General features: G+C 63.8%; 24 protein-coding genes. 16 read left to right on the top strand and 8 right to left on the bottom strand.

The genetic code is table 11. The features are described from left to right. The first annotated feature begins 358 nt into the window (after positions 1-358). Together fecA and ACIQUI_RS10490 are read left to right on the top strand one after the other, a co-directional pair. Positions 359-2,683 carry a TonB-dependent Fe(3+) dicitrate receptor FecA gene (gene fecA, locus ACIQUI_RS10485; RefSeq protein ID WP_403197905.1) on the top strand — a complete coding sequence of 775 codons (2,325 nt, stop codon included), beginning with the start codon at positions 359-361 and terminating at the stop codon, positions 2,681-2,683. Between the two features lie 270 nt (positions 2,684-2,953). Beyond that, the gene (locus tag ACIQUI_RS10490; protein WP_391127474.1) at positions 2,954-3,301 is read left to right on the top strand and encodes an HPF/RaiA family ribosome-associated protein; all 348 of its coding nucleotides are present in this window, start codon (positions 2,954-2,956) and stop codon (positions 3,299-3,301) included. Positions 3,302-3,376: 75 nt separating this feature from the next. On the opposite strand, the gene ACIQUI_RS10495 is transcribed toward ACIQUI_RS10490, so the two are convergent. Together ACIQUI_RS10495 and ACIQUI_RS10500 are read right to left on the bottom strand one after the other, a co-directional pair. Then, entirely contained in the window at positions 3,377-3,784 is a 408-nt protein-coding gene (locus ACIQUI_RS10495) for a response regulator (protein ID WP_403197907.1), read from the bottom strand. Positions 3,785-3,805: 21 nt separating this feature from the next. After that, complete coding sequence (locus tag ACIQUI_RS10500; protein WP_403197910.1) at positions 3,806-3,976, bottom strand: Flp family type IVb pilin; 171 nt, start codon at positions 3,974-3,976, stop codon at positions 3,806-3,808. Between the two features lie 294 nt (positions 3,977-4,270). Between ACIQUI_RS10500 and cpaB the strand changes: the two genes are divergently transcribed. From cpaB to ACIQUI_RS10540, 8 genes are read left to right on the top strand one after another with little or no spacing between them, the layout of a single operon-like run. Continuing rightward, positions 4,271-5,221 carry a Flp pilus assembly protein CpaB gene (gene cpaB, locus ACIQUI_RS10505; protein ID WP_403197913.1) on the top strand — a complete coding sequence of 317 codons (951 nt, stop codon included), beginning with the start codon at positions 4,271-4,273 and terminating at the stop codon, positions 5,219-5,221. Between the two features lie 18 nt (positions 5,222-5,239). After that, positions 5,240-6,478, top strand: a complete 1,239-nt coding sequence (locus ACIQUI_RS10510) for a type II and III secretion system protein family protein (RefSeq protein ID WP_403197916.1) — start codon at positions 5,240-5,242, stop codon at positions 6,476-6,478. Beyond that, positions 6,475-7,665 (top strand): pilus assembly protein, encoded by a 1,191-nt coding sequence (locus ACIQUI_RS10515; RefSeq protein ID WP_403197918.1) that lies wholly within the window; start codon positions 6,475-6,477, stop codon positions 7,663-7,665. Before ACIQUI_RS10510 ends, ACIQUI_RS10515 begins: the two co-directional genes overlap by 4 nt. Then, positions 7,662-8,918, top strand: a complete 1,257-nt coding sequence (locus ACIQUI_RS10520; protein WP_391127457.1) for an ATPase, T2SS/T4P/T4SS family — start codon at positions 7,662-7,664, stop codon at positions 8,916-8,918. The genes ACIQUI_RS10515 and ACIQUI_RS10520 overlap by 4 nt, the downstream gene beginning before the upstream one ends. Continuing rightward, a complete protein-coding gene (locus ACIQUI_RS10525) occupies positions 8,915-9,796 on the top strand; it encodes a type II secretion system F family protein (protein ID WP_403197921.1) in 882 nt (293 codons plus the stop codon). Before ACIQUI_RS10520 ends, ACIQUI_RS10525 begins: the two co-directional genes overlap by 4 nt. A gap of 2 nt (positions 9,797-9,798) precedes the next feature. After that, the gene (locus ACIQUI_RS10530) at positions 9,799-10,686 is read left to right on the top strand and encodes a type II secretion system F family protein (protein WP_403197924.1); all 888 of its coding nucleotides are present in this window, start codon (positions 9,799-9,801) and stop codon (positions 10,684-10,686) included. A 10-nt stretch (positions 10,687-10,696) separates the two neighbouring features. Further along, a complete protein-coding gene (locus ACIQUI_RS10535; RefSeq protein ID WP_403197927.1) occupies positions 10,697-11,398 on the top strand; it encodes a tetratricopeptide repeat protein in 702 nt (233 codons plus the stop codon). A gap of 15 nt (positions 11,399-11,413) precedes the next feature. Further along, positions 11,414-11,677 carry a DUF3613 domain-containing protein gene (locus ACIQUI_RS10540; RefSeq protein WP_403197930.1) on the top strand — a complete coding sequence of 88 codons (264 nt, stop codon included), beginning with the start codon at positions 11,414-11,416 and terminating at the stop codon, positions 11,675-11,677. A 282-nt stretch (positions 11,678-11,959) separates the two neighbouring features. Here ACIQUI_RS10540 and ACIQUI_RS10545 read toward each other — a convergent pair whose 3' ends face one another. Further along, complete coding sequence (locus tag ACIQUI_RS10545) at positions 11,960-12,382, bottom strand: prepilin peptidase (RefSeq protein WP_403198099.1); 423 nt, start codon at positions 12,380-12,382, stop codon at positions 11,960-11,962. A 76-nt stretch (positions 12,383-12,458) separates the two neighbouring features. On the opposite strand from ACIQUI_RS10545, the gene ACIQUI_RS10550 reads away from it, so the two are divergent. Together ACIQUI_RS10550 and ACIQUI_RS10555 are read left to right on the top strand one after the other, a co-directional pair. After that, positions 12,459-12,902, top strand: a complete 444-nt coding sequence (locus ACIQUI_RS10550) for a TadE/TadG family type IV pilus assembly protein (protein ID WP_403197932.1) — start codon at positions 12,459-12,461, stop codon at positions 12,900-12,902. Beyond that, on the top strand, positions 12,899-15,544 hold the full coding sequence (locus ACIQUI_RS10555; RefSeq protein WP_403197935.1) for an ATP-binding protein: 2,646 nt from the start codon (positions 12,899-12,901) through the stop codon (positions 15,542-15,544). Before ACIQUI_RS10550 ends, ACIQUI_RS10555 begins: the two co-directional genes overlap by 4 nt. Here the strand turns inward: ACIQUI_RS10555 and ACIQUI_RS10560 are convergent. After that, positions 15,529-17,481, bottom strand: a complete 1,953-nt coding sequence (locus ACIQUI_RS10560) for a pilus assembly protein TadG-related protein (protein ID WP_403197937.1) — start codon at positions 17,479-17,481, stop codon at positions 15,529-15,531. The genes ACIQUI_RS10555 and ACIQUI_RS10560 overlap by 16 nt on opposite strands. A 143-nt stretch (positions 17,482-17,624) precedes the next feature. Between ACIQUI_RS10560 and ACIQUI_RS10565 the strand changes: the two genes are divergently transcribed. Further along, positions 17,625-17,915, top strand: a complete 291-nt coding sequence (locus tag ACIQUI_RS10565; RefSeq protein WP_403197940.1) for a DUF3509 domain-containing protein — start codon at positions 17,625-17,627, stop codon at positions 17,913-17,915. A 3-nt stretch (positions 17,916-17,918) separates the two neighbouring features. On the opposite strand, the gene ACIQUI_RS10570 is transcribed toward ACIQUI_RS10565, so the two are convergent. Next, positions 17,919-18,389 (bottom strand): phosphate-starvation-inducible protein PsiE, encoded by a 471-nt coding sequence (locus tag ACIQUI_RS10570; protein ID WP_403197942.1) that lies wholly within the window; start codon positions 18,387-18,389, stop codon positions 17,919-17,921. 564 nt (positions 18,390-18,953) lie between these two features. Here ACIQUI_RS10570 and ACIQUI_RS10575 point away from each other — a divergent pair. Both ACIQUI_RS10575 and ACIQUI_RS10580 read left to right on the top strand, forming a co-directional pair. Next, positions 18,954-19,217 carry a DUF3077 domain-containing protein gene (locus ACIQUI_RS10575; protein WP_403197945.1) on the top strand — a complete coding sequence of 88 codons (264 nt, stop codon included), beginning with the start codon at positions 18,954-18,956 and terminating at the stop codon, positions 19,215-19,217. A 458-nt stretch (positions 19,218-19,675) separates the two neighbouring features. Continuing rightward, on the top strand, positions 19,676-19,939 hold the full coding sequence (locus ACIQUI_RS10580; RefSeq protein WP_016489064.1) for a YebG family protein: 264 nt from the start codon (positions 19,676-19,678) through the stop codon (positions 19,937-19,939). A 97-nt stretch (positions 19,940-20,036) separates the two neighbouring features. On the opposite strand, the gene ACIQUI_RS10585 is transcribed toward ACIQUI_RS10580, so the two are convergent. After that, the gene (locus ACIQUI_RS10585; protein WP_403197948.1) at positions 20,037-21,056 is read right to left on the bottom strand and encodes a Leu/Phe/Val dehydrogenase; all 1,020 of its coding nucleotides are present in this window, start codon (positions 21,054-21,056) and stop codon (positions 20,037-20,039) included. A 124-nt stretch (positions 21,057-21,180) separates the two neighbouring features. Here ACIQUI_RS10585 and ACIQUI_RS10590 point away from each other — a divergent pair, with 124 nt between their 5' ends. Then, positions 21,181-21,987, top strand: coding sequence for a SirB1 family protein (locus ACIQUI_RS10590; RefSeq protein WP_403197949.1), 807 nt, complete (start codon positions 21,181-21,183; stop codon positions 21,985-21,987). Here the strand turns inward: ACIQUI_RS10590 and maiA are convergent. Both maiA and fahA read right to left on the bottom strand, forming a co-directional pair. Continuing rightward, the gene (gene maiA / locus ACIQUI_RS10595; RefSeq protein ID WP_403197952.1) at positions 21,981-22,613 is read right to left on the bottom strand and encodes a maleylacetoacetate isomerase; all 633 of its coding nucleotides are present in this window, start codon (positions 22,611-22,613) and stop codon (positions 21,981-21,983) included. The two genes, ACIQUI_RS10590 and maiA, sit on opposite strands and share 7 nt — an antisense overlap. Positions 22,614-22,625: 12 nt before the next feature. After that, positions 22,626-23,918, bottom strand: a complete 1,293-nt coding sequence (gene fahA, locus ACIQUI_RS10600) for a fumarylacetoacetase (protein ID WP_403197955.1) — start codon at positions 23,916-23,918, stop codon at positions 22,626-22,628. Positions 23,919-23,921: the final 3 nt, after the last annotated feature.

Below are 23,921 nucleotides of genomic sequence, written 5' to 3' on the forward strand. Positions count from 1 at the left end.
GTTTTTGCAGGGGGGCGGATATCGAGCGCCGCCCGCGCGGCGCTTCGCGGGGCAAGCCCGCTCCCACATTTGTTTCGGGCCAGTTATTCCTGATCTGAAGGCGCGCGGCCCCTCGGCGCACGCCTCGCTATCGAGTTGGAATGGCAAGGCGGTCGCGCGCCGGCGACACAGAAGATACTGGCCCGAAACAAATGTGGGAGCGGGCTTGCCCCGCGAAGCGCCGCGCGGGCGGCGCTCGGTCTCACAGGCGACAAAAATGTCATGACGAACAAACCCGCAAAAAAAATCAAATCAACTGAGCCATTTTCCCAACCTCGCGTGACAGACATGGCAGAACCCCTCTTTCAGGACCCGACCCATGCCGTTGCGCCCCAGCCCCCTGCTCCACGCCCTGCTGCTCACCACCACCCTCGGCCTGGCCATGCCTGCCGCCCATGCCGAAACCCGCAGCTACCACATCGCCGCCGGCTCGCTTGAAGACGCACTCAACCAGTTCGGCCGCGAAAGCGGTGCGCTGATCTCGTTCGGCTCGCAACTGACCCAAGGCATCAGCACCCAGGGCCTGGACGGCCAGTACGATGTGCGCCAAGGCCTCGACGTGCTGTTGCGCGGCAGCGGCCTGCAGGTGCGGCAGGAAACCGACAACGCCTTCAGCCTGCAGCCCGTCGGTAGCCCCGCTGGCAACGCCCCGGTCGAGCTCGGCGCCTCCACCGTGGTCGGCGACTGGCTGGCCGAAGCGCAGCAGGACAATGTGTTCGAGCACCCCGGTGCCCGCGACGTGGTGCGCCGTGAAGAGTTCGAGCGCAACGGCGCGACCACTGCCCGCGAAGTGCTCAACCGCATCCCCGGTGTCAACGCCCCCGACAACAACGGCACCGGCAGCCATGACCTGGCGCTCAACTTTGGCATCCGCGGCCTCAACCCGCGCCTGGCATCGCGTTCCACCGTGCTGATGGATGGCATCCCGGTGCCCTTCGCCCCCTACGGCCAGCCGCAACTGTCGCTGGCACCGTTGAGCATGGGCAACATGGACGCCGTGGATGTGGTGCGCGGTGGCGGCGCGGTGCGCTACGGCCCACAGAACGTTGGCGGTATCGTCAACTTCGTCACCCGGGCGATCCCCGAGCAGGCCACCTTCAAGGCGGCCATGCAGAACCAGATCAGCCCGTCCTCCAGCCACGATGGTTTCAAGAACAGCGCCAACTTGCTGGTCGGCGGTACCAACGCCAACGGCCTGGGCGGCGCCTTGCTGTACTCCGGTACCCGCGGTGGTGATTGGCGCGAACACAGCGACACGCAGATCGACGACCTGATCCTCAAGGGCAAGCTGCAACTGGACGAAGCCAACAGCCTGCACGCCATGGCCCAGTACTACGAGGGCGAAGCCGACATGCCCGGCGGCCTGAGCACGGCCGACTTCGATGCCGACCCGTACCAGTCCACGCGTTTGAAAGACAAGTTCTGGGGCCGCCGCACCCTGTTCAATTTCGGCTACGACTACAAGCAGGACGACCGCCAGTTCAGCGTCAACAGCTTCTTCACCAAGACCCTGCGCAGCGGTTACCTGGACCAAGGCAGCTTCGTCTCGCTGTCACCACGCGAATACTGGGTGCGCGGCATCGAAACCCGCTTCTCGCAGGGCGTGGCCCTGGGCGACAGCTGGCACGAGCTGGGTATCGGCTACCGCTATGTCAACGAAGCCGGCCACGAACTGCGCTTCCGCGAACCGCTGAACGGCAACCTGCCGACTACCGCCAGCCGCAACGACCGCGACACCCGTGGCAGCACCGAAGCCCACGCCATCTACCTGGATGACCGCATCGACATCGGCCGCTGGACCATTACCCCCGGCGTGCGCTACGAGATGATCGACTCCGAGCAGAGCAACAAGCTCAACGGCCAGCGCTACCAGGGTAGCTACAACACTGCGTTGCCGGCACTGAACGTGATGTACCACCTGACCGACAGCTGGAACCTGTACGCCAACACCGAAGGCTCGTTCGGCAGCGTGCAGTACAGCCAGATGCCCAACCGGGTCAGCAGCGGCGAAGTGAAACCGGAAAAGGCGCGCACCTGGGAAGTGGGTACCCGTTATGACAGCGGCGACCTGCAGGCCGAGATCGGCGCATTCCTGATCAACTTCGACAACCAGTACGAAAGCAACCAGACCAACGACTCGGTCATCGCCCGTGGCGAAACCCGCCACCAGGGTATCGAGACCAGCGTTCGCTACGCACTGGACGGCTTGAGCCCGGCCCTGGCCGGCTTCGACGTGCACGCCAGCTATGCGTTCGTTGATGCCACCATCCGCGAAGACGGGCCGAACAAAGGCAACCAGGTGCCGTTCTCGTCGCGCCACAAGGGCAACCTGGGCGTGGGCTACACCGAGGGCCCTTGGCAGTTGAATGTGGACGGCAGCTTCCAGAGCAGCCAGTACGCCGACAATGCCAATACCAGCACCGAAAGTGCCGACGGCAGCACCGGGCGCATCCCTGGCTACATGCTGGTCAGCACCCGTGCCGGGTACGACTTTGGCCCGCAGCTGTCGAACCTGAAAGTGGCGGTTGGCGTGAAGAACCTGTTCAACCGCGAGTACTACACGCGCTCTTATGATGACAACAACAAGGGCAAGTATGTGGGTGAGCCGCGCACCTTGTATGTGCAGACCTCGGTAGAATTCTGACCAACCGTAAGGGGCCGCTGTGCGGCCCTTCGCGGGCATGCCCGCTCCCACAGGGATAGTGCATTTCTGCACCGACGCGCAACCTGTGGGAGCGGGCGTGCCCGCGAAGGGCTGCACAGCAGCCCCATTTGCAACAAAAAATTTATTTTCAAAAAGGGCTTGAATTCATCTCCCGGTTGCCTGACCTTAGAGTCAAGAGGCGCAGAAATTCCAAGGGTCTCAAGGACCTGGGCGCGCCTCCATGCGAGCAAGCTGAATAAGGATTGAATCATGCAAATCCAGGTCAACAGCAGCAACCATTTCGAAGGCAACGCCCGGCTCGACCAGTGGGTCCGCAGCACACTGCAGAACTCGCTGGAACGTTACGAAGAAGACCTCACCCGCATCGAGGTTCACCTGCGCGACGAGAACGGCGCCAAGCCCGGACCGCATGACAAACGCTGCCAGATGGAGGCTCGCCCCAAAGGCCACCAACCGATTTCCGTGACCCACACTGCCACTTCGGTGGACCAGGCAGTCGACGGTGCCGCCACCAAGCTCAACCACGCGCTGGAACACTTCTACGGCAAGCTGCGCAGCAAGCGCGGCGCCCTGGAACTGAGTGACCCAGAGGCCTGACCGCAACAATGAAAAAGCCCGGCCAAGTGCCGGGCTTTTTCGTTAAGGGCTATTAAAAACCATTCAAGCCCTCCCTCAAATCACTACCTTCAACCTGGGTACCGGGAACAGGTTCTCCAGGGTTGTCAGCAGCCGCGCGTGGTACAGCGGCTTGCGGAAGAAATCCACCACCTGCAGGCGCAGCAAATCACTGACATCGTCCAGGTCCGCCTGCCCGGACATGACGATCACCGGCAGGTGCTGGCGGGCCGTATGGTCGCGCAGGCGCTTGATCAGACCAATGCCGCTTTCCTCCGGCATGCGCAGGTCGGTGATCACCAGGGCAACGTCCGGATGTCGGGTAAGCTGTTTCAATGCCGCCTGTACTGATGTGGCAGTCAGGCAGGCGAAGCCTTCGTTATCGAGAAGTTCGGCCAGTTCCAGCAGAACGTCCTGCTCGTCATCCACCAAAAGGATCTGCTGGCGCGAGGAGGCGTTCTGCATGGCGTTGGCTCCTGGTCACAGTCAAAGCGCATCTTTGATCGTGGTAAAGGTGGCTTTCACAGCCGTGGAAATGTCCCCGACGAAGGCGGCCAGCACCACCGCGACCATGGTCGCAATGACCGCATACTCGATACCGGATGCACCGTCCTTGCGATTCAGGAACGTCATGCAGTAGAAAATGAACAGTTTCATGGCTCAGCTCCTTGCGGCGTACATGCCGACGACACCGGTATCAAAGTGACACCTATTTGCCATCAAAGAATCGCCAAGCCGGGGCGGACTGCAAATGTATTAAAGGATTAATCACAACGTGTTAATCCAAACGCATTAACCAGCGAAAAATCGCTAACCCTCTGTATTGCCTGCACTTAATCACAATTGCGAAAAAAACCGCCCTGGCTCATGGCAAATGGTGATGGCTGCGCTACCGTCCTATAGCGAAATAGTAACTTTTTGCCATCACTCGACGCGTGCAGGGAGGCCGAGATGAGCAGTCGCTTGACCCTATTCCTGGCGGCGTTCTTCCTGCTGGCAGCCCTTCTGGCAGGTTACTGGGGTGTAGTGCTCAGTCGCCCTGCACCGGCCCCCGTGACGGTTGCTCCAACGGCTGATCAACCGGCTGTAGCCGTCGCGCCACCTCCCTCCACGCCACCGGAGCCGCCCCGCACGGCCGTGGTCGTTCTGCGCAACGCGCTACCGGCCAATACACCGGTCACCGAAGACGATGTGCTGGTCGAGCGCCTGCAGGTTGCCCCCGCCGGGGCCTACCAGCAAACCGCCCAGGTGGTCGGGCGCACCAGCGCCAGGCCACTGGCAGCAGGTACCTGGCTGGATGATTCGAGTTTTCAGGCTGGCGGGCCGCTGGCGCGAATGATCCGCGCCCACGAGCGCGCCGTGGCAGTCGGTGTCGACGAGGTGGTAGGGGCCGCCGGCCAACTGCGCCCGGGCGACTACGTGGACGTGCTGCTGTTTCTGCGTGAAGAGCCCAACAACCCGCAATCTTCCGCCCAGGTTGTGTTGCCCGCCTTGCGCGTGCTCAGCGTCGGCGAGCAAACGGGCCTTGCCAACGACGGCCGGCCGGCGCAAACCGCCGAAGAGCAAAAAGCCCGCCGCGAACAAGCCAGCCTGAACAGCACGGGCACCCGCACCGTGGCGCTGGCGGTGCCCGAGGCCCTGGCCAGCCGCCTGATGCTGGCTGCCCAGGCCGGCACGTTGCGCCTGGCCGTGCGCAGTGCCGATGAACAACGCCTGGCCCGCTACTGGGCCGAGCCCGATGCCAAACCGCAGGTAGAAGCCGCCAACCGCGAACTCTACCGTTTCAGCCAGCTGTCCCAGTCGCCGGTGGCCAACGTTGCCAACCTGGCGACCAGCCCCGCCGCACCCGCCATGCACATCATCCGTGGCGCCAAGGCTGACGATACGACCAAGACCCCCTGACCCGGCAAGGATGCAGCGATGCGCAGTTCCTTCTTCAGACAAGCATGTTGTAGCGGGCTGCTGGCGGTGCTATTGCCCCAGGCCCAGGCGGCCGGCAAGGGCTGCGAAGCGTTCAACCAGTTGCCCTCGGTCATCGAGATCGACCAGGGCCTGCAGCAGGAACTGCGCCTGCCGCTGGCCATCACCCGGGTTGCCGTGGGCGAACCGAAGGTGGCCGATGTGCAAGCCAGCGGCGAACGCGGTGTGGTGGTTACCGCCGTGGGCCAGGGCAATACCTCGCTGATGCTGTGGACAGCATGCGCCCCGGCCCCCCACAGGGCCATGCTGTTCGTCAAAGGCCGGGCCAGTGCCGACATGGCCGAAGACAGCTTCTTGCCGTCACAGGACGCGCAGCTGATCAGCCAGGTGCAGGCCGATATCCGCTTCGTGGAGGTACGCCGCAGCAAATACAAGGAGGCCGGTGCGCGGCTGTTCTTCAAAGGCTCCAACAATAGCCTGATCGGCTCGCCAGGGACGGTGCCCGGCACGTCCGTCAGCCCCGGCTCGGTGCCGAACGTAACCCCGTCGATCCCCCTCGACGACACCGTGTTCAACATCGTCTGGGGCGGCGGCAGCAGCCGCTTCCTGGCCATGATCAACGCCCTGGAAAACAGCGGCTTCGCCTACACCCTGGCCCGCCCGAGCCTGACCGTGCTCAGCGGCCAGACGGCAAGCTTCCTGGCAGGCGGCGAAATTCCCATCCCGGTGCCCAGCGCAGGCAGCGACAACGTGTCGATCGAATACAAAGAGTTCGGCGTACGCCTGGCGCTGACCCCGACCGTGGTCAGCCAAGGCCGGATCACCCTGAAAGTGGCGCCGGAGGTGAGCGAACTGGACTACAGCAACGTGGTGACCATTGCCGGCACCCAGGTGCCGGGTTTGACGGTAAGGCGCACCGACACCAGCATTGCCTTGGCCGATGGCGAAAGCTTCATCATCAGCGGCCTGGTCAGCAACAACACACGTTCCGCGGTAGACCGACTGCCCGGCCTGGGTAGCCTGCCGGTACTGGGTGCGTTCTTCCGCAACTCGGCCATGCGCCGCGAAGAAACCGAACTGCTGATGATCGTCACCCCGCACCTGGTCCAGCCCCTGGCCGCCAACGCACGGCTGCCGCAACTGCCGGGCGAGAACCTGCGCACTTACGACCCCAGCTGGGGGCGGTTGTTCTTCCTGGAGAATGGCAACTTCGATGGCAAGGGCGGGCTTTCCCAATGAACGAGAGCCTGAACCCCACCTTTCTTGCCATCACCCGCAACGAAGACGACCTGCGCTGGCTGCAGGGCGCGCTGGCGCCACAAGGCCAGGTGATCGGTGCCAGTGCCAGCAGCCTCGACGAGCTGCTGGCGCTGGTCAATGCCACGTTCAGCAACCTGATGTTCATCGGTCTGGACCGCGAACAGCTGGTCAGCCAGTGCGCCTTGATCGAGGGGGTGCTGGAGGCCAGGCCGATGCTGGCGATCGTCGCCCTCGGCGATGGTATGGACAACCAGCTGGTGCTGCATGCCATGCGCGCCGGCGCCCGTGACTTCGTCGCCTATGGCTCGCGTGCCAGCGAAGTGGCCGGGCTGGTGCGGCGCCTGGGCAAGCGCATGCCGACGGTCGCCAGCAACCCCAGCCTCGGCGGGCTGACGGTGCTGTTCGGCGTACAAACCAGTGCCGACGGCGCATTGCTCACCACCCACCTGGCCCGGGTGGTGCAGGAAAGCGGCCAGCAAACCCTGCTGCTGGACCTGGGCCTGCCGCGCGGCGACAGCCTGGCACTGCTTGGCCTGGAGGCTTCGTTCTTCTTCGGCGACGCCCTGCGCCACTTGCGCCGCCTCGACACCACACTGATCGACAGCGCATTCACCCGCGACAAGAAAGGCTTGCGCCTGCTGACCTACGCCGAGGCCGACGACCCGCTGCAACAAACCAGTGCCGCCGAGTTGTACATGCTGCTAAGCGCCTTGCGCCAGCACTTCCAGCACATTGTCGTGAACCTGACTGGTCATGCCGACAGCGAAGCCCTGCGCACGCTGGTGAGCCACTGCGACAAACTGATCGTCTACACCGACCAGAACATCCTCGACTGCCGGCGCAACCTGGAAGTGCTCGACCTGTGGCGTGACCACGGCATGAAGCTGGAGCACGCCAGCCTGTTGGTGGACCGCTACCTGAACAACGTTGCACCCGACGCCGATACCCTGGCCAAGCGCTATGGGCTGCCCTTGCTCAAGGCCATCCCCTACAGCCCCGAAGTGCGCCTGAACGTGAAAAACCAGGGCCTGAGCCTGTTCGAGCTGGCCCCGCGTGAAAATCTCACCCAGGCCCTGCGCAACCTGGGCGAACGCCTGGCACGGCGCTCGGAAAACCTCTCACCACCGGCCTTTACCTGGCTGCGACGGCTTTGGGGGAGCAAATGAACAATGACCAACCCTTTGGCGGCCAGCAACACGCCTCCGGCGACCCTTATGCACTGAAACGTGCGCTGCACCGCTTTGCCATCGACGCCATCGAGGACAGCGGGCGCAACCTGCTCGAAGGCGCACGGCCTGCGCTGACCCAGTTCGTGCTGGAGCAGGTGGGCGATTACGTCGCACGCCTGCGCCTGGCCCTGTCGCGCTACGAAATGGAGCGTCTGGCCGAAGAACTGGTGGATGAGCTGACCGGTTTCGGTCCGCTGGAGGTGTTGCTGCGAGACGTGACCGTCACCGAGATCCTGGTAAACGGGCCTCACCGGGTGTTCGTGGAGCGGGCTGGCCTGTTGCAGCAGACCGACCTGCGCTTCATCGATGCCCACCATGTGGAGCGGGTGATGCAGCGCATCCTGGCACCGCTCGGCCGGCGCCTGGACGAATCGTCACCCATGGTCGACGCCCGCATGCCCGATGGCAGCCGGGTGAACGCGATCATTCCGCCGGTGGCACTGGACGGCCCGTGCCTGTCGATCCGCAAGTTTCGCCAGGACATGCTCAAGAGTGCCGACCTGCTGGCCACCCGTGCCATCGACCAGCCTATCTTCGACTTCTTCGAACGCGCCGTTGGCAAACGCTGCAACATCCTGGTCAGCGGCGGCACCGGCACCGGCAAGACCACCTTGCTGAACATTCTCAGCCAGATGATTGCGCCCCGCGAACGCCTGGTCACCATCGAAGACGTGGCCGAGCTGCAATTGCACCACCCCCATGTGGTGCGCCTGGAAACCCGCCCGCCGAATGCCGAAGGGCATGGCGAAATCAAGGCCAGCGAACTGATCCGCAACGCCCTGCGCATGCGCCCCGACCGCATCATCCTGGGCGAGATCCGCGGCAGCGAAGTGCTTGATGTACTGACCGCGATGAACACCGGCCACGATGGTTCGATGAGCACGGTGCACGCCAACACCGCTCAGGATGCGCTGCTGCGCCTGGAAACCCTGGTCGGCCTGAGCGGCCGGCAGATTGCCGAAAAGACCTTGCGGCAAATGGTCTGCGCGGCGCTGGACGTAGTGATCCAGCTGACCCGCCTGCCCGATGGCCGGCGCTGCGTCAGCGAGGTGCTGGAAGTGGTCGGCGTGCGCGACGAGGTGTACGTGACCAACACCCTGTTCCGCCTCGATCGCCGTGGCGGCGATAGCTTTCTGCGCGAGGCACCCAACCCGGCGGGCAGCAAGCTGCGCGCAGAGGGCGTGCTGTGACCGGCCCCTTGCTGCTGGCGCTGTCGCCGCTGTTGCTGGGCGTGGCCCTGCTCCTGTTGCGCCGCGGCCTGTACAAGCGCCACGAAGAGCGCATCCTGCAACGCCTGGGGCGGGCGTTCAGCATTGTGCGCAATGGCACCGCCCGGCGCGAATGGCTCGACGCCCTGCTGCAGCGCGCCGGCCTGGGGGCCGTCGAGTTCGAGCCACAGCGCTGGTTACTGGCGTGGCTGGGCGTGGTGCTGCTGGCGCTGATCGCCGCCGGCTGGGTGGCTGCATTGATGCTGCTGATTGGCCTGCCCAGCCTTGCGTACCTGATCCTGAGCTGGCAAAGCCGACGGCAGATGCGCCAGATCGTCGATCAGTTGCCCAGCCTGCTGGACTACAGCGTGCGTAGCCTCAAGGCCGGCCGCACCCTCAATGACGCGGTGCTGGGCGGCATCGACGGTAGCCGCGAGCCCCTGCGCTCGACCATGGCCCGGGTGCGGCGCAACGTGCAGCTGGGCGTGGCGCTGGAGGACGCGGTCAGCGAGTTGGCCGAACTGCACAAGCAGGATGAACTGCGGCTGTTCGCCCTCGGCTTGCGCATCAACCAGCGTTATGGCGGTAATGCCAGCGAGCTGATGGAAAACCTGATCAAACTGATCCGCGAGCGGGAGCAAGGTGCGCGTCAGCTCAAGGCGATGACCGGTGAAACCCGCATCACTGCAATCATCCTCGGCTCATTGCCGCTGGCGATGGTCGGCTACTTCATGATGGCCAACCCGCATTACCTGCTGGCCATGTGGCGCGACAGCAGCGGCCAGATGATGCTGTTGATGGCCTTCGCCCTGCAGGTGGTCGGTTGCCTGGTGCTGTGGCGCATGATGAGGAGCCTGTGACCATGGCCTTGCTGATCTGCGCCCTGTGCCTGTTGATTGCCGCCAGCCTGTTTGGCCTGCAGGCGGCTCGCCAATGGCGCGCACGGGTACTGGTGGCCCGGCGGCTACAGGGGCGGCTGGCCCGCGACGAGCGCCTGGGTGACTGGCTGCACTGGCTGGGCAGCAGCCCGTGGGGGCAGCGGCTACAGAAATTCGACAGCGAAAGCCAGGCCCTGCTCGAACGTATCGGCTGGCGCCGCAGCCGCCAGCGCGCCCTGTTTGCCGCAGTGCAACTGGGCCTGCCGCTGCTGGCAGTGGCGATGACGCTGCTGTTGCAACAGGGGTTCAAGGGCAGTGCCGCAGCCGGCTGGGTAGTCTGGCCATTGTGCGCGCTGGGCGTCGGTTACCTGCTGCCCAAGCGCCTGTTGGCCTTGGCTGCGGCACGTCGCCAGCAACGCATTGCAGAAGAGGTCAGCCTGTTGATTCCACTGCTGCGAATTCTGTTCGAGACCGGCCTTGCCGTTGAGCAGGCGCTACGCGTGCTGAGCCACGAAGGGCAGACGCTGATCCCGAACATCAGCGCTGAGCTGCGCCAGGTCTTGCAACGGGTGGATTCGGGCATGGCACTGGGCCCGGAGCTTGAAAAGGTCGCACAGCTGCTGGCGGTGGACGAGTTCACCGATACCTGCGTGATCCTGCGCCAGCTGCTGGCACAGGGCAGCGGCGCGATGAAGTCGTTGCAGGCCCTGAAGGCGTTGCTTGATGACCGCCGCCTTACCCGCCTGCAAGAGCGGGTTTCGAAGATGTCGGCAAAGATGTCGGCCGTGATGATGGTGTTCCTGTTTCCGGCGTTGCTTATCGTGCTCGCCGGGCCGGGCTTTTCTGCATTGGCGCGGGCATTGAGCCCATGAGGAGTGATTGATGAAGACCATCCTGTTGTGCGCGAGCCTGGTGTTGTTGACCGGATGTGCCGGGCAACAGCCGGACGGGTTGCGCCAGCTGTTCGCCACCAGCAGTTGCACCAAGCCCGACGCAGACCAGCAACTGGCACTGAACCTGGCGGACGAAATGCTCAACGACGGGCGCCCGCATGCCAGCCTTGCCCACCTGCAGCAACTGCCGGACTCGCTGGACCAGGTACGCCTGCGCAAGGCCAAAGTGTCACGCCTGCTTGGCCTTGGCGAGGCCGAACCCTTGTACCGCAGCCTGCTCGGGGGTTGCCTGGCCGCCGAGGGCGAACACGGCCTGGGCCAGTTGGCCTCGGCCCGGGGCGACGACATACAAGCCTTGCAGAACCTTCAGCGTGCAGTGCGGCTTGCCCCTACCGACGAGCGGGTACGCAACGACCTTGGCGTAGTGCTGATGAACCTGGGGCGCTATGAGCAGGCGCGCTTCGAGTTGTTGACCGCCATCGAACTGAAGGACGACAGCGCGCTGCCGGCGGTGAACCTGGTGACCCTGGCACTGGTGCAGGACAACTGGCAGCAAGCCACCGACCTGGTAGGCCGGCTGCAGCTAAAGGCCGGACAGTTTGCCGAAGCCCAGGCGCGGGCAAACCGGATCAAGGCTGGCGGCCGAGGCCCAATTGCGTCGGCCAAAGCTCCGGACATGATGGTCAACTGATACGCGGAGGTGATCATGATCAGGTACGTGATGGTACTGGTTTGCTGGGTAGGCAGCACTGCGTTGCAGGCAGAAGAGTACCCCCGGCAAACCGCGCAGGACGAAACGGCCACCGAAAGGCTGCTGCGCGTGCAGTCCAGCGGCGATCAGGCGTCCCGCCGCCTGCAGGTGCAGACCGCGCGGGAACGCGACCAGTCGATGCAGCGCTGGCTGGATACCTACAAGTACGAAATCCCGGACTTCTACCGCTGGACCAAGATGACCGAGCGTAATAACTAGGTGCTCATCGTGCCTTTTGCAGCGCCTATGCGATCGAGCGCCGCCCGCGCGGCGCTTCGCGGGGCAAGCCCGCTCCCACATTTGTTTCGGGCCAATAAATCCTGAGCCATTGGCGCGCGGCCCCTTGGCGCATGACTTGCTATGGAGTTGAAACGACAAGGCGGTCGCGCGCGATGGCACAGGACACACTGGCCCGAAACAAATGTGGGAGCGGGCTTGCCCCGCGAAGCGCCGCGCGGGCGGCGCTCGATCTCAAAGCCCCCAAAAATCCCAAGGCAAGCGTCAGCCAACCCATGCAAGCGAAACGGCAAAGCCTGCCAGCAAACACGGCGCAAACGGTTTTTTCTCCCCAGGCTGGCGCGCCTTGCGCCGCACCATCTGCCAGGCAACCAATGCCACACCGGCACCGATAAACGTGCCGAGTACGTGATCCAGGCTGGTGGCCAGGGCCAGTGCGGCCAGCAGCTTGACGTCGCCGGCCCCGAACTGGCCGAGCGCGTAGCCGGGCAGCGTCAGCAGCAGGACAACGGCAAACGCCAGTGCGGCATCACTGCCGTGGGCACCCAGCCAGGTCTGCCCGGTGGCCAGCAACCAGGCCAGCGCACAGGCGCCGACACCCAGCGTCAGCACATTGGAAATCTGCCGTTCGCGGGCATCCTGCCCGGCGCACAGCGCCAGCCAGACAAGCAATGCAAGGCTATGTATAGGCAATTGGCCATCCCTGTTCGACGATCGGTTCTATGCTGTTACTCAGGACTCATCGTCAGGGTAGACGCAATCGATGAAAGCAGGCGCGGCAAAACGGCAGAAAGGTGCAGCGGCCATTGAGTTCGCAGCCGTGTTCATGATTTTTTTCGCCGTGTTCTACGGCCTGGTCAGCTACACCCTGCCCATGCTGATGCTGCAATCTTTCAACCAGGCCAGCGCCGAGGCTGTGCGCCGCTGCGTGGCCCTGGACCCGGACAGCGCCAGCTACAGCACCGATGTGCAGAACCTGGCCCGCCAGGTCATCAGCCAGCAGTTGCAGTGGATGCCCTCTGCGTTCAACTTCCAGGCCGCCAGCGACGCCCAGGTGACCCTGGGCGCCGACAAGTTGCTGACCGTGACCATCAACTACCCCAAGAGCAAATTGACCAACGTGCTGCCGATGCTGGTACTGCCGCTGATCGGTGAAGTGCCGCAACTGCCCGACCGCCTGCGGGCCGAAGCGAGCTTGCAGCTATGAGCGGCATGTTCGATCGTTGGTTGGGCGGCCAGCCTAGCGAACAGACAGCGCCCGCCCCGCCAGCGCTGGGGCTGCAACTGTGGCTGGATGATCAGGGGCAGGTACAGCGCCTGGCCGGGCCTTTGCGCACGGTGCTACCGGCTTGTGCGCACAATGCTCCCCGCGTGCATGACTACCTGCAACGTCACAGCTGGCTAGTGCTTGAAGGGCCACCTGCCGACTGGCAGGGGCAGCCGCTGGACCTGGATTTTGCCACCGTACACGGCGCCGCCCTGCACACCCGGGGCTGGCTGCTGCGGCAGGCCGATGGTTGGCTGCTGCAACTGTTCGACATCGGTGACCTGCTGGGCGAGCGCGAACAACAAGGCCAGCACCTGGCACAGCAACAATTGGCAACGCAGCTTGGCCGTGCCCTGCGTGACTGCGACCTGGAACGCCTTAAGCCGACTGCGGCCGAACAGTTGCAGCAGATGGCGCAGCACTGGCATGCCGGCTCGCTGCGCCTGATGCTGCCGGGCGATGGCGGTTGGTACACCTACGCTTGCAGCAACAGCGAATGGCCCTGGGCAGACGACGACCGCTTGCGCCCTTGGCTGCAAACGCTGTCACCGCGGGCCCGGCAAGTGGCGGCTGACAACCCGCTGCTGCAGCCATCGTGCGCCGGCTTGCCCTTGCTGGTGCTGCCCTACCTGCACGGCCATGCCGTGCAGGCCTGGTTGCTGTGCGCGGGCGCGCAACAGCCACCGGCCAGCGAAACAGTCAGCACCCTGCTGCAAGCATTGATCGAGCCCCTGCTCAGCCGCCTGCGCCAGCACCAGCTGCAGCAACGCTCACATCACCTGGATGAACTGCAACAGCAGTTGGGGGCAGGCTGCTGGTCATGGCCCCTGCAGGGGCCGCTGCAGTTCGACCCGGCCCTGGCCTTGCGCCTGGGGGTCCCTCGTGAAGCCACTGCCGAACAGTGGCTGGACCGCTTGCACCCTGCCGACCGTGAAGCCGCACGCATGGCGCTGGAGCAATTGCGCGAAGGCACCGCCTTGAACCTGAATGTGCGCCTACTGCCGGCCGACAACCCGGCAAGCCCGCGCTGGTTGCAATGGGCAGGCCAGTTGCAAGGCCGTCAGGTACAGGGCTTCATGCTCGACATCACCGCACTGAAGGCCCAGGAACAACAGGCTGCGGCCGCTCGCGCCCGGCTCGAAAACCTGATCGCCAGTTCGCCCGCCGTCATCTACGTCCAGCGCTACAGCGAGGGCGCCCTGCACAGTGAATTTTTCAGCGCCAGCCTGACACCGCTGCTGGGCTGGGCGCCAGACAGCGAACAGGCCCGCCAACCCAGCCAGATGCTGCACCCCGAAGACCGCTGGTTGTGGCTGGAACGCACCCGCACGTTGTTGCGCGACGGCCAGGTGCGCAGCCGCTACCGCCTGCGCGATCACCTTGGCGGCTACCACTGGGTACTGGACGAAGCCCGCCTGTTGCGTGACGACCTTGGCCAGCCTGTGGAGGCCGTGGGCCTGTGGCTGGATGTGAGCGAAGCGACCGAGGCGGCCGAGCGGGTACGTCAAAGCGAGGAGCGCTACCGGGTGCTGGTAGAAGACTCACCCGCCATCATCTGCCGCTATCGCCCAGACCTTGAACTGCTGTTCGGCAACCACCCGCTTGCCCAACAGCTGGAGTGCACAGCGCAACAACTGACGGGTATGAACCTTGGTCAGTGGCTGTCCGACACCCAGCGTACGGCCTTTCTCCAGCGCCTGGCGCGGTTGACGCCGGAGCAGCCGTTGGCCAGCGCCGAAATCTGCCTGCAATTGCCTGGCCGTAGAACAGCCTGGTGGGTGTGGGCCGAGCGTGGCCTGTTCGATGAGCACGGCCAGTTGCAGGAAGTGCAAGCGGTGGGGCGCGACAATAGCGAAGTACGCCACAGCCAGCGGCAACTGCTGCAAGGGGCCAAGATGGCCACGCTGGGCGAACTGGCGACAGGCCTGGTGCATGAAATCAACCAGCCTTTGAGCACCATGCGCCTGGCGCTGGTGAACACCCTCAAGCGCCTGGAAAGCGGCGTGGTCGATGCCGAGTATGTGACAGGCAAGCTGCAACGCATCGATACCCAGGTCGAACGTGTTGCACGCCTGGTCGAGCACCTGCGCAGCTACGGGCGCCGCTCGGAAGTGGAGCAACAGGTTTTTGCGGCCTGGGTAGCGGTGCACGGTGCGCAGGGGTTGCTGGCGGAAGGGTTGAGCGGTAAAGGCGTGGCCTTGCACATCGAAGAACCCGACCTGTACCCGGAAGTGCTGGGCCATGAGGACCAACTCGAACAGGTACTGATCAACCTGATGGTCAACGCCCGGGATGCGTTGCTCGAACGGCAGGTTGACAGGCCGCGGATCCGCGTGAGCCAACGCGTCGAGGCGGGGCAGTTATGCCTGTTGGTGGAGGACAACGGTGGCGGTATCGACCCGCGCCTGCTGGAGCGCATCTTCGAACCCTTCTTCACCACCAAGCCCGCCGGCCTGGGCACCGGCCTCGGTTTGTCGGTCAGCCACAGTATTGTCGGCGCCATGGGCGGCAGGCTGGAGGCGCACAACAGCGACGAAGGTGCGTGCTTGCGGGTGTGGTTGCCGCTTTACAGCGCCAGCTGAGCGCGGCTGGAACAGGTGAGGTTGGCGCCGACTTCGGCGTTGACTAGGTCAATGCCCAGGGCTTTGAGCAAAACGTTGACCAAAGGGTCGAGCAAGGGGCTGAGCAGGTTCTTGATCAAGGGCTCGACGATGCCTTTGACGCCGCTGAGCACGTTGCCGACGATCACCAGCACATCGCCAAGGCCGCTATTGACGGTGGGTTTGTAGGCCTCCACCTGTATGCCTTGCAACGTGTCGGTGAGGCTGCCGACCACATTGTTGTTGGCGGTTTGCATGCTTTGGTAAGCAGGGGCAAGGCCAATGTTTGGCGGTGTGCTGTTGGGCGCCTGGAAGATCAGCGGGCGTTCGACCGCACCGCTGCCCAGTACCTTGCTGTTGACCCGCAGGCCGAGGCCGCCTGCGGCGAAAGGTATACGAGCCTGACAAGTACCGATGCCCAGGATTTGGCTACAACGCTTGGTACCGATATCCACAAGCGGCAAGGCTTTTACCACAGTGCTGCCACTGGTGAAAAACGCATCCGCAGAGTCAAAACGACCGACCGCTATTTTGGCCGCAGAACTCTGGGTCTGGGTGGTCAGACGCTTGGGCGAGCAACTGAACGTGTCGGGCGATAACGGGTTAAGCCTTGTAGTCGCTTCTGCAACCTCAATACCAATGTCCAACGACAACTTGTCCGGGACCAGGATTATATCCGTAACGGTGCACGGCACCCCGACCAGACACAGCACGGATTCCAATGTACTTGCGAGATTCAGGCTGAGCAGATTGTTAAGCACATTGGTAATTGGCCCGACGAGGTTCAACACCGCATTAAGCAAACCGAGAACCGTATTCAGTAGAGGCAAGTCGAGCGAAATCATCGCCCGCACCTGCGCCGTATGCACCCGCAACTCATCCGTACGCGGGTCGCCCACCGCCGAAATCTGCTGCGGCTCGATTACCTTCAGGCGCACCCGCCCATTGACCAGCCCCAACACGCTTATCGGCAAATCCACCGTTGCCGCACTTTCGCTGACCGCCAGCTGTATCACCCCCTGCACCAGTTGCAGCAACTGGATGCTGGCATCCAGCCCGGCCTGCGCGGTGCCGTTCTGGATATCGAGCAAATCCCCCAACTGCAGCAGCGTACTGTTGCTGGCGCCCAATGCCAGCTTGCCCAGGTTGGTCACCACGCTGGCGGCCGCGCCGCTCTGCTGCAGCACTTTCACCGCCGCTTGCAGCAATTGCGTCGCAGTGGCGTTGGCCGTGAGCAGTTGCTGGTAGTCACCGACCTTGAGGTTAAGGTCTACAGCCAACTGGTCGAGGTACTTGAGCAAGTTGAGCTGGGTGCTGGCAATGCCCTGCCAGCCGGCCACATCGAGCTGAACGGCACCGCCCAAGGCACTCAGCAGTGCATTGAGCAACACCGACTGCCGCGAATCCACGGTCGCCAGCGTAGTACGAATACTCAGCATCGCCTGCGGCGGGATCGGCGACGAGGCCACCGCATGCGCCTGCAAGGTCGTGGTCAGCGGCACCCCGCCACCCTGCACCAGGCCATAGACCCCTGCCGCAACACTGGTCGCCACCGTGTTGCTCACATCCACCCGGATGGCTTCATTGCGATTGTTGTCACTGGTGAAGGTACGCAGGCTGTTGGCGCCGGTCTGCAAGTACCCGCAACTGGCGGTCAGCGGGTTGCCAGGGGCATGGCCGTTGCGTGTGGCGGCGGCTCGGGCGATAGCCGTGGCCTGCGGCCCGCTGCCGGTGCACACGGCAAACTGGCCTGCAGCCTCCAGCGCCGACATGTCGGCAATGCGCTGCAGCTTGCGCTGCTCAAGGTAAAGGCGGCCGCTGTCGAGCACCACCAGCATGAACAACAGGGCAAGGCCCAAAGTAACCACCGCCATGAGGCCAATTGCGCCTCGCTGACGGGCAGCAGATGAGGGAACCACGGGCACTCCTTTGCCGGCCATTGGCCATGCATCGCGGCTGCGATTCAAGGAGTGTAGTCGCGATAGTGGCTAATTGCCCGTCAGGAACAAAGCTGGCAGAGGCCGGTCAACTTCTGCACACAAACTTTGCAGGCCCTCCAGGCATGAACAACCCTTTCGACCGAATCAGCGCTGCATTCGCCCCGGAATATCGGGTCAACCTGAGCATTGCCAACCTCGACGGCAGCATCATGCTTACCCTTTCCGACGACGCCGGTGTAGTCGCCAAGCGCCTCATCACCCAGGCCCAGCGCAACGACCCGGTGCGCTTGCAACGGGTGATCGACAGCATTCGCCTGGGGCTTGCCATCGAACTCAGCCAGAACCCCATGCAGGTGCTGGCGGCGCTGACCCGTGACGCCCGTCACGAGCCGCGCCTGTTCCTGGCCAACTAAGGGCTACTTGCCGTCCTCCACTTCCTTGCCGTTGGCATCCAGCACCTTGGTCGACGGGTAGCGGTACGAGGCGTAGCGCACCACCAGGATCGAGAACGCCAGCAGCAGGATGCCCCCGCACAGGTACAACAGCCCTTCGTCCGGCGCCTTGTGGTGCGAGACATCGCCGATCAGCAGGCGGGTCAGCGCGGTGATGGCCACGTACAGCAGGAAGCGGATCGGCATGTGGTTGGTCTTGAAGTAGATGCCGACCATGGCCCCCAGCTCCAGGTAGATGAACAGCAGCAGGATGTCATCGACACTGATCCCGCCCTTGCCAAGCATGTCCAGGAAGGTGACCACCGCTGCATAGGCGGTGATTGCGCCGATGCCGAACAGCGCCAGGTAATGGAAGGCCTCGACGCACAGGTTGCCCAGCGAGTCGGCCGAACCATGCAGGCCCTTGCGTAGCTTGTCTGCCCATTTGATGTTCACGATGTTCCATTCCCCGATACGTCTTTAAGGATGATGCGTCACCGGTGTGACGCTTGTGCCATGCAGTTAAAGGGCCAGGCCCTTGGCTTGGAAGGCGGCCGATTGCCGCAGGGCACTTTGAGGCGGGGTGGAGTGTGTGGAGGCTGCTGGGTGTTCGGCGTGACGGTTTTGGCGCCTGTGAGATCGAGCGCCGCCCGCGCGGCGCATCGCGGGCAAGCCCGCTCCTACATTTGTTTCGGGCCAGTTACTCCTGCTTCCTGCGCACTCGCCGCCTGGGTGCATGGCTGGAGAGTGCAGAAAAGCACGGGCGACACCTTCGATATCGAAGGGAAAAATCAGATTAAACCCCTTTTCTGTAGGGCATTTCCCAAAGACACACCCTGCCATTGTGGTGTTAGGCAATGCCGACTAGTCTTGGGTGGTCGTTGCCAATCAACGATCGGCTTTGACAGGCCGCCCTGAACTAACCACATGGCTTTGCCTTTATGGCAGCTGTCATGGGGCACCTCGTGTGCGCCGGCTTTTTTTAGCCAGACCAGACACCAATTTTCAGGGGAATGAACAATGGCAACAGAAGACACCCAATTCACCGTCGGCAAAACCACTTTCTACCAGGGCGAAAACGGCACCCACCCACTGTTTCGCATCGAACCCGGCATCCCGTGCCGCGACGCCCGCGAGCAATCATCCGAACTGATGGGCTATGTACGCGAACTGACCATCACCGGCCTGATGGACGAGAAACCGATGATGATCTGGGCTGCCCACTACCTGAGTGCGATGGCCAAGGCACTGATGGATGATGCCGAATTGGGGATGACGCAGTGAGGGGTTGGCTTGAGGTTGCATGAAGGCCTCAGTGTGTTCGCCATCACAGTTTCAGCGCCTGTGAGATCGAGCGCCGCCCGCGCGGCGCTTCGCGGGGCAAGCCCGCTCCCACATTTGTTGCAACGTGCCAAACCTGTCAGGCCATGGTTGCCTGCCTTGTGGGGCCGACTCAATTTCCCCACGGCGCTGCTGCCGCCCCACCTGTCTCAAGACATGCACCAAGGCTGACAACGCCCCTCCCACAGGCATGGCCACGTTGCAACAAATGTGGGAGCGGGCTTGCCCCGCGAAGCGCCGCGCGGGCGGCGCTCGATCTCACAGGCGCAAAAAATGTTGCGCCCGACACCCGCCAATCCCCGCTACTACAATTTCTGCTTGCGAACCAACCAACATTGCCATTACTGTACACCCATACAGTAAACCGCAACACAACCAGCAAAAAGGCATAGAGGTGATGAATGGCCGTCGAAGTGGTGTACCGCAGCAGCCGCGACCCGGAGCGCTTGTTCATGGATAAGGCCGAAGCAGACCGTCACGACAAAATGCTCGAACTGGCCGAGCGACTGGCCGAAGTGCTGCACAAGGCAGTGCCATCGCTGACTGAGCAGCAGGTTGAGGAAGCCGGTATCTACATGGCCAAGAACCGCGATGTGTTCGCCCGGGCGTTCAAGAGCCAGCCGGATGCACTGGCCGAATTGCTCGAGGGTGGTGCAGCCGAGTGACATCGGCGCCGCTTGCTTCGCGGGCATGCCCGCTCCCACAGGAGATCGCGATTTCATGTGGGAGCGGGCGAGCCCGCGAAGAGGCCAACATAGAACTTCAACCGTAAAGCAACCGCTCCGCCAACAGCTGCGCCACCCGCGCCGGCGAACGCTTTTCCGCCTGCGCATGGCCAAACACTTCGGTCAGCCGTGAAGGTATCCGCGCCAGGTGCGCGGTGATGGTGCTCGGGTCTGCGCCACGATGTGTCAGCGCCACGTATATCAGCCCTCCGGCATTGATCACGTAGTCGGGCGCATACAATATCCCCCGCGACTCCAGCTGGTCGGCCACCTGCAAGGTGGTCAGCTGGTTGTTTGCCGCGCCTGCCACTGCCGCACAACGCAGTTGCATCACACTCTGCCCGTTCAGCACCGGCCCGACGCCGCAGGGTGCAAAGATGTCGCATGGGGTGCTGATCAACGCATCGTTGGTCACAGGTTTTGCATCGAACTGGTCCACCGCCAGCCGCACCCGCCCAGGGTCCAGGTCGCTGACCAGCAGTTCCGCCCCCGCTGCATGCAGTTGCTCGGCCAGGGCATAGCCCACATTGCCCAGCCCTTGCACCGCCACCCGTAAGCCTTCGAGGTTGTAGCTGCCCAACCGCGCGTAGGATGTGGCGCGAATACCGGCAAATACCCCCATCGCCGCATGCGGCGAGGGATCACCCGAGGCCGTGGTGCTGGTCACATGCGGAGTGCTCTGGGCAATGCAGTCCATGTCCAGGGTCGAGGTGCCGCTGTCGACGGCAATGATGAAACGCCCATCCAGGGTATCGATGAAGCGGCCGAATACCTCGAACAGCGCGGCGCGGTTTTCCACATGCGGGTTGCGCATGATCACCGCCTTGCCGCCACCCAGCGGCAAGCCCGCCAGTGCAGCCTTGTAGCTCATGCCCTGGGCCAGGCGAATGGCGTCGGTCATGGCGCTTTCGTCATCGGCATAGGGCAGGTAGCGGCAACCGCCCATGGCCGGGCCCAGTTGCTCACTGTGAATCGCCACAACCGCTTTCAGGCCCGTAGCCGGGTCGTTGAACAGGTGCAGGGACTGGGTACGGGTGCTTTGCATCAGTGCGAACATCGACAGGCCCCCCATGAGGTGCTTTCTCCAGTATAGGCACGGCCCCGGCGCTGGCGCCGCCGCCGGACCACTGGACGAAACCACGCACCACGGCTAATACTCAAGCGTGTGTGGAGAAGCCCCCATGAAGCCACGTCAAGCCTGCCTGGCCTGCCTGGAACGCGAGCCTGTCGCCCTGCTGGAAGCCGCATTGTGGATTGCCGCCGAGCACGACCGGAGTGTCGACCCCGCGGCCAGCCTTGCCACGTTGCACGCCCTGCAACGGGAAATAAGTACCAACCTGCCGATGCTACCGCTGTGCGAACTGGCCCAGCCGCTGCTGCGCCAGCTCAATGCGCTGGGCTTCCAGCAGGATGAATACCACCCCCTGCGCCCGCAGGCGGCGATGATGGACAAGGTGCTGCAACGCCGCCGTGGCCAACCGCTTACCCTGGCCATCCTTGCCCTGGAGCTGGCCGCGCGCCTGGCCATTCCGCTGGAGGGGGTGGGCTTTCCTGGCCATTTCCTGCTGCGCGTGCCGGGTGCCGACCACCTGCTCGACCCCTGCGGTGGCCGGCGCCTGTACCCCAACGATTGCCGTGAGCTGCTGGCCCGCCAGTTCGGCCCACACGTTGCGCTGACGGCAGAGCACATGCGCACTGCCAGCCCGCTGCAAATGCTGCAACGCCTGTCACGCAACCTGCGCCAGTTGCACATCAGCAACGACGACCACCTGGCCGCCTTGATCGATGCCGAGCGGATCATGCAGTTGGGCCCGGTACAGGTCAGCGACTACGTAACCCGCGCCTCGCTGTACCAGCATCTGGATTGCCCGCAGGCTGAGCGCTTCGACCTGGAGCATGCGTTACTGCTGACCGAAGACCCGGTCCAGCGCCTGAAGCTGTCCGAACGTATCGGCAAGCTTCCGACGGCGAACCGGTCGCTTCACTGAGCCGGGCTGTCCGGCTGCTGTGCAGGGTGTGCCTTGGCGAACGCCGGGTGAGCGGCCGCCAGTGCGGCAACCCGAAGGATACGCGGGAAGCCGCCCAGGTCGATGTTGAAACGTTCGGCGGCATACAGCTGCGGAATCAGGTACACATCCGCCAGCCCCGGTTGCTCACCGAAACAATAGCCATCATCACCAATCAATTGCTCCACCGCCGCCAGACCCTGGCTGATCCAATGGCCGATCCACTGGTTGACCTGGCCCTCGTCCTGCCCCGCCTGGCGCAGCCGGTTGAGCACACTGACGTTGTGCAACGGATGAATGTCGCAACCGATGATTGCTGCCACGCCACGGACCTTGGCGCGGTCCTCTGGCGCGGCCGGCAGCAGTGCCGGCTGTGGATAAACCTCTTCCAGGTACTCGATGATCGCGGGTGACTGCACCAGCAATTCACCGCCGTCGGTGCGCAAGGCCGGTACGCGGCCCTGCGGGTTGACGGCAACATAGCCCGCCCCGCGCTGCTCACCCTGCAACAGGTTGACCGGCAGGGACTGGTAGGCCAGCCCCTTCAGTGCCAGGGCAATGCGCACCCGGTAGGACGAGGTGGAACGGTAGTAGGTGTACAGCTCCATGCCCGCCCCTCCTCAGTTGGCCGCGATGACCGTGCCGCGGCATTCGCCGAAGCCGATGCTGGCCACGCCATCACGCGTGCAGCGGGCACGCAGGATGATTTCGTCGCCGTCTTCAAGGAACTTGCGCACCTCGCCGCTGGCCAGCTCCACCGGCAGCTTGCCGCCTTCGGTTATCTCCAGCAGGCTGCCGAACGAACCCGGCGTGGCGCCCGACAAGGTGCCCGAGCCGAACAGGTCGCCCGATTGCAGCTGGCAGCCGTTGACACTGTGGTGCGCCACCAGCTGGGCCACGGTCCAGTACATGCTGCGGGTGTTGCTCAGGGTCAGGCGGTGCGGGGCAACGCCCTGTTCGCGCATGCGCTGGGTCAGTAGCAGCACTTCAAGTTCGATATCGTAAGCACCGGCGGCCTGGTCGCGCTTGTCCAGCAGGTACGACAGTGGCTGCGGGTCGCCCTCCGGGCGTGCCGGCTGGGCGCAGCGGAACGGCTCCAGCGCTTCGGCGGTAACCACCCAGGGCGAAATGGTGGTGATGAAGCTTTTGGACAGGAACGGCCCCAACGGCTGGTATTCCCACGCCTGGATGTCGCGTGCCGACCAGTCATTGAGCAGGCACAGGCCAGCCACGTGCTCGGCGGCGTCACCTACCGCAATCGCCTGGCCCATGTCATTGCCCTGGCCAATCCAGATGCCCAGCTCCAGTTCGTAGTCCAGCCGGGCGCAAGGGCCGAAGCTTGGCTCGCTGTGGCCGGCCGGCAGGGTCTGGCCCTTGGGGCGGCGCACATCGGTGCCAGACGGGCGAATGGTGGAGGCGCGGCCGTGGTAACCGATCGGCACGTACTTGTAGTTGGGCAGCAGCGGGTTGTCGGGGCGGAACAGCTTGCCCACGTTCTTGGCGTGCTCGATGCCTACGTAGAAGTCGGTGTAGTCACCGATCTGCGCTGGCACATGCAGCTGGCAGGCGCTGGCAGGGTACAGGGCCGCGCTCAAGGCCGGCTGGTGTTCGCTGTGCTCGCCCAGCAGCACCTGCAGGCGCTCGCGAAGCGCCACACGGGCACTGCGGCCCAATGCGAAGAATGCGTTCAGCGCCCCGCCACGGGTGGCCTCGACGGCAGCCTTGGCGGCACCGTCAAACAGGTCGGCGGCCAGCACCGCCTCCAGGTCCAGGATCGCGTCACCGATGGCCACGCCACAGCGCCTGGCTTCACCCGGCCGGCTGAAGATGCCCAACGGCAGGTTCTGCAGCGGGAAGTCGCTGTGCCCGTTGGCGTGCTCGACCCAGCTACGGGCATTGGCAGTGTGGTTCATGGG

Source organism: Pseudomonas sp. NPDC090592, from assembly GCF_044769185.1.
In the GTDB taxonomy this organism is placed as follows: Bacteria; Pseudomonadota; Gammaproteobacteria; order Pseudomonadales; family Pseudomonadaceae; genus Aquipseudomonas.

Bases quoted from the DNA above. Each gene is read 5' to 3' on its own strand.
- ACIQUI_RS10575 (WP_403197945.1), top strand. From the start codon at position 18,954: ATGGCAACAGAAGACACCCAATTCACCGTCGGCAAAACCACTTTCTAC.
- ACIQUI_RS10580 (WP_016489064.1), top strand. From the start codon at position 19,676: ATGGCCGTCGAAGTGGTGTACCGCAGCAGCCGCGACCCGGAGCGCTTG.
- ACIQUI_RS10540 (WP_403197930.1), top strand. From the start codon at position 11,414: ATGATCAGGTACGTGATGGTACTGGTTTGCTGGGTAGGCAGCACTGCG.
- ACIQUI_RS10520 (WP_391127457.1), top strand. From the start codon at position 7,662: ATGAACAATGACCAACCCTTTGGCGGCCAGCAACACGCCTCCGGCGAC.
- ACIQUI_RS10535 (WP_403197927.1), top strand. From the start codon at position 10,697: ATGAAGACCATCCTGTTGTGCGCGAGCCTGGTGTTGTTGACCGGATGT.
- ACIQUI_RS10495 (WP_403197907.1), bottom strand. From the start codon at position 3,784: ATGCAGAACGCCTCCTCGCGCCAGCAGATCCTTTTGGTGGATGACGAG.
- ACIQUI_RS10510 (WP_403197916.1), top strand. From the start codon at position 5,240: ATGCGCAGTTCCTTCTTCAGACAAGCATGTTGTAGCGGGCTGCTGGCG.
- ACIQUI_RS10550 (WP_403197932.1), top strand. From the start codon at position 12,459: ATGAAAGCAGGCGCGGCAAAACGGCAGAAAGGTGCAGCGGCCATTGAG.
- ACIQUI_RS10515 (WP_403197918.1), top strand. From the start codon at position 6,475: ATGAACGAGAGCCTGAACCCCACCTTTCTTGCCATCACCCGCAACGAA.
- ACIQUI_RS10565 (WP_403197940.1), top strand. From the start codon at position 17,625: ATGAACAACCCTTTCGACCGAATCAGCGCTGCATTCGCCCCGGAATAT.
- ACIQUI_RS10555 (WP_403197935.1), top strand. From the start codon at position 12,899: ATGAGCGGCATGTTCGATCGTTGGTTGGGCGGCCAGCCTAGCGAACAG.
- ACIQUI_RS10490 (WP_391127474.1), top strand. From the start codon at position 2,954: ATGCAAATCCAGGTCAACAGCAGCAACCATTTCGAAGGCAACGCCCGG.
- ACIQUI_RS10590 (WP_403197949.1), top strand. From the start codon at position 21,181: ATGAAGCCACGTCAAGCCTGCCTGGCCTGCCTGGAACGCGAGCCTGTC.
- ACIQUI_RS10530 (WP_403197924.1), top strand. From the start codon at position 9,799: ATGGCCTTGCTGATCTGCGCCCTGTGCCTGTTGATTGCCGCCAGCCTG.
- fahA (WP_403197955.1), bottom strand. From the start codon at position 23,918: ATGAACCACACTGCCAATGCCCGTAGCTGGGTCGAGCACGCCAACGGG.
- maiA (WP_403197952.1), bottom strand. From the start codon at position 22,613: ATGGAGCTGTACACCTACTACCGTTCCACCTCGTCCTACCGGGTGCGC.
- ACIQUI_RS10500 (WP_403197910.1), bottom strand. From the start codon at position 3,976: ATGAAACTGTTCATTTTCTACTGCATGACGTTCCTGAATCGCAAGGAC.
- cpaB (WP_403197913.1), top strand. From the start codon at position 4,271: ATGAGCAGTCGCTTGACCCTATTCCTGGCGGCGTTCTTCCTGCTGGCA.
- fecA (WP_403197905.1), top strand. From the start codon at position 359: ATGCCGTTGCGCCCCAGCCCCCTGCTCCACGCCCTGCTGCTCACCACC.
- ACIQUI_RS10585 (WP_403197948.1), bottom strand. From the start codon at position 21,056: ATGTTCGCACTGATGCAAAGCACCCGTACCCAGTCCCTGCACCTGTTC.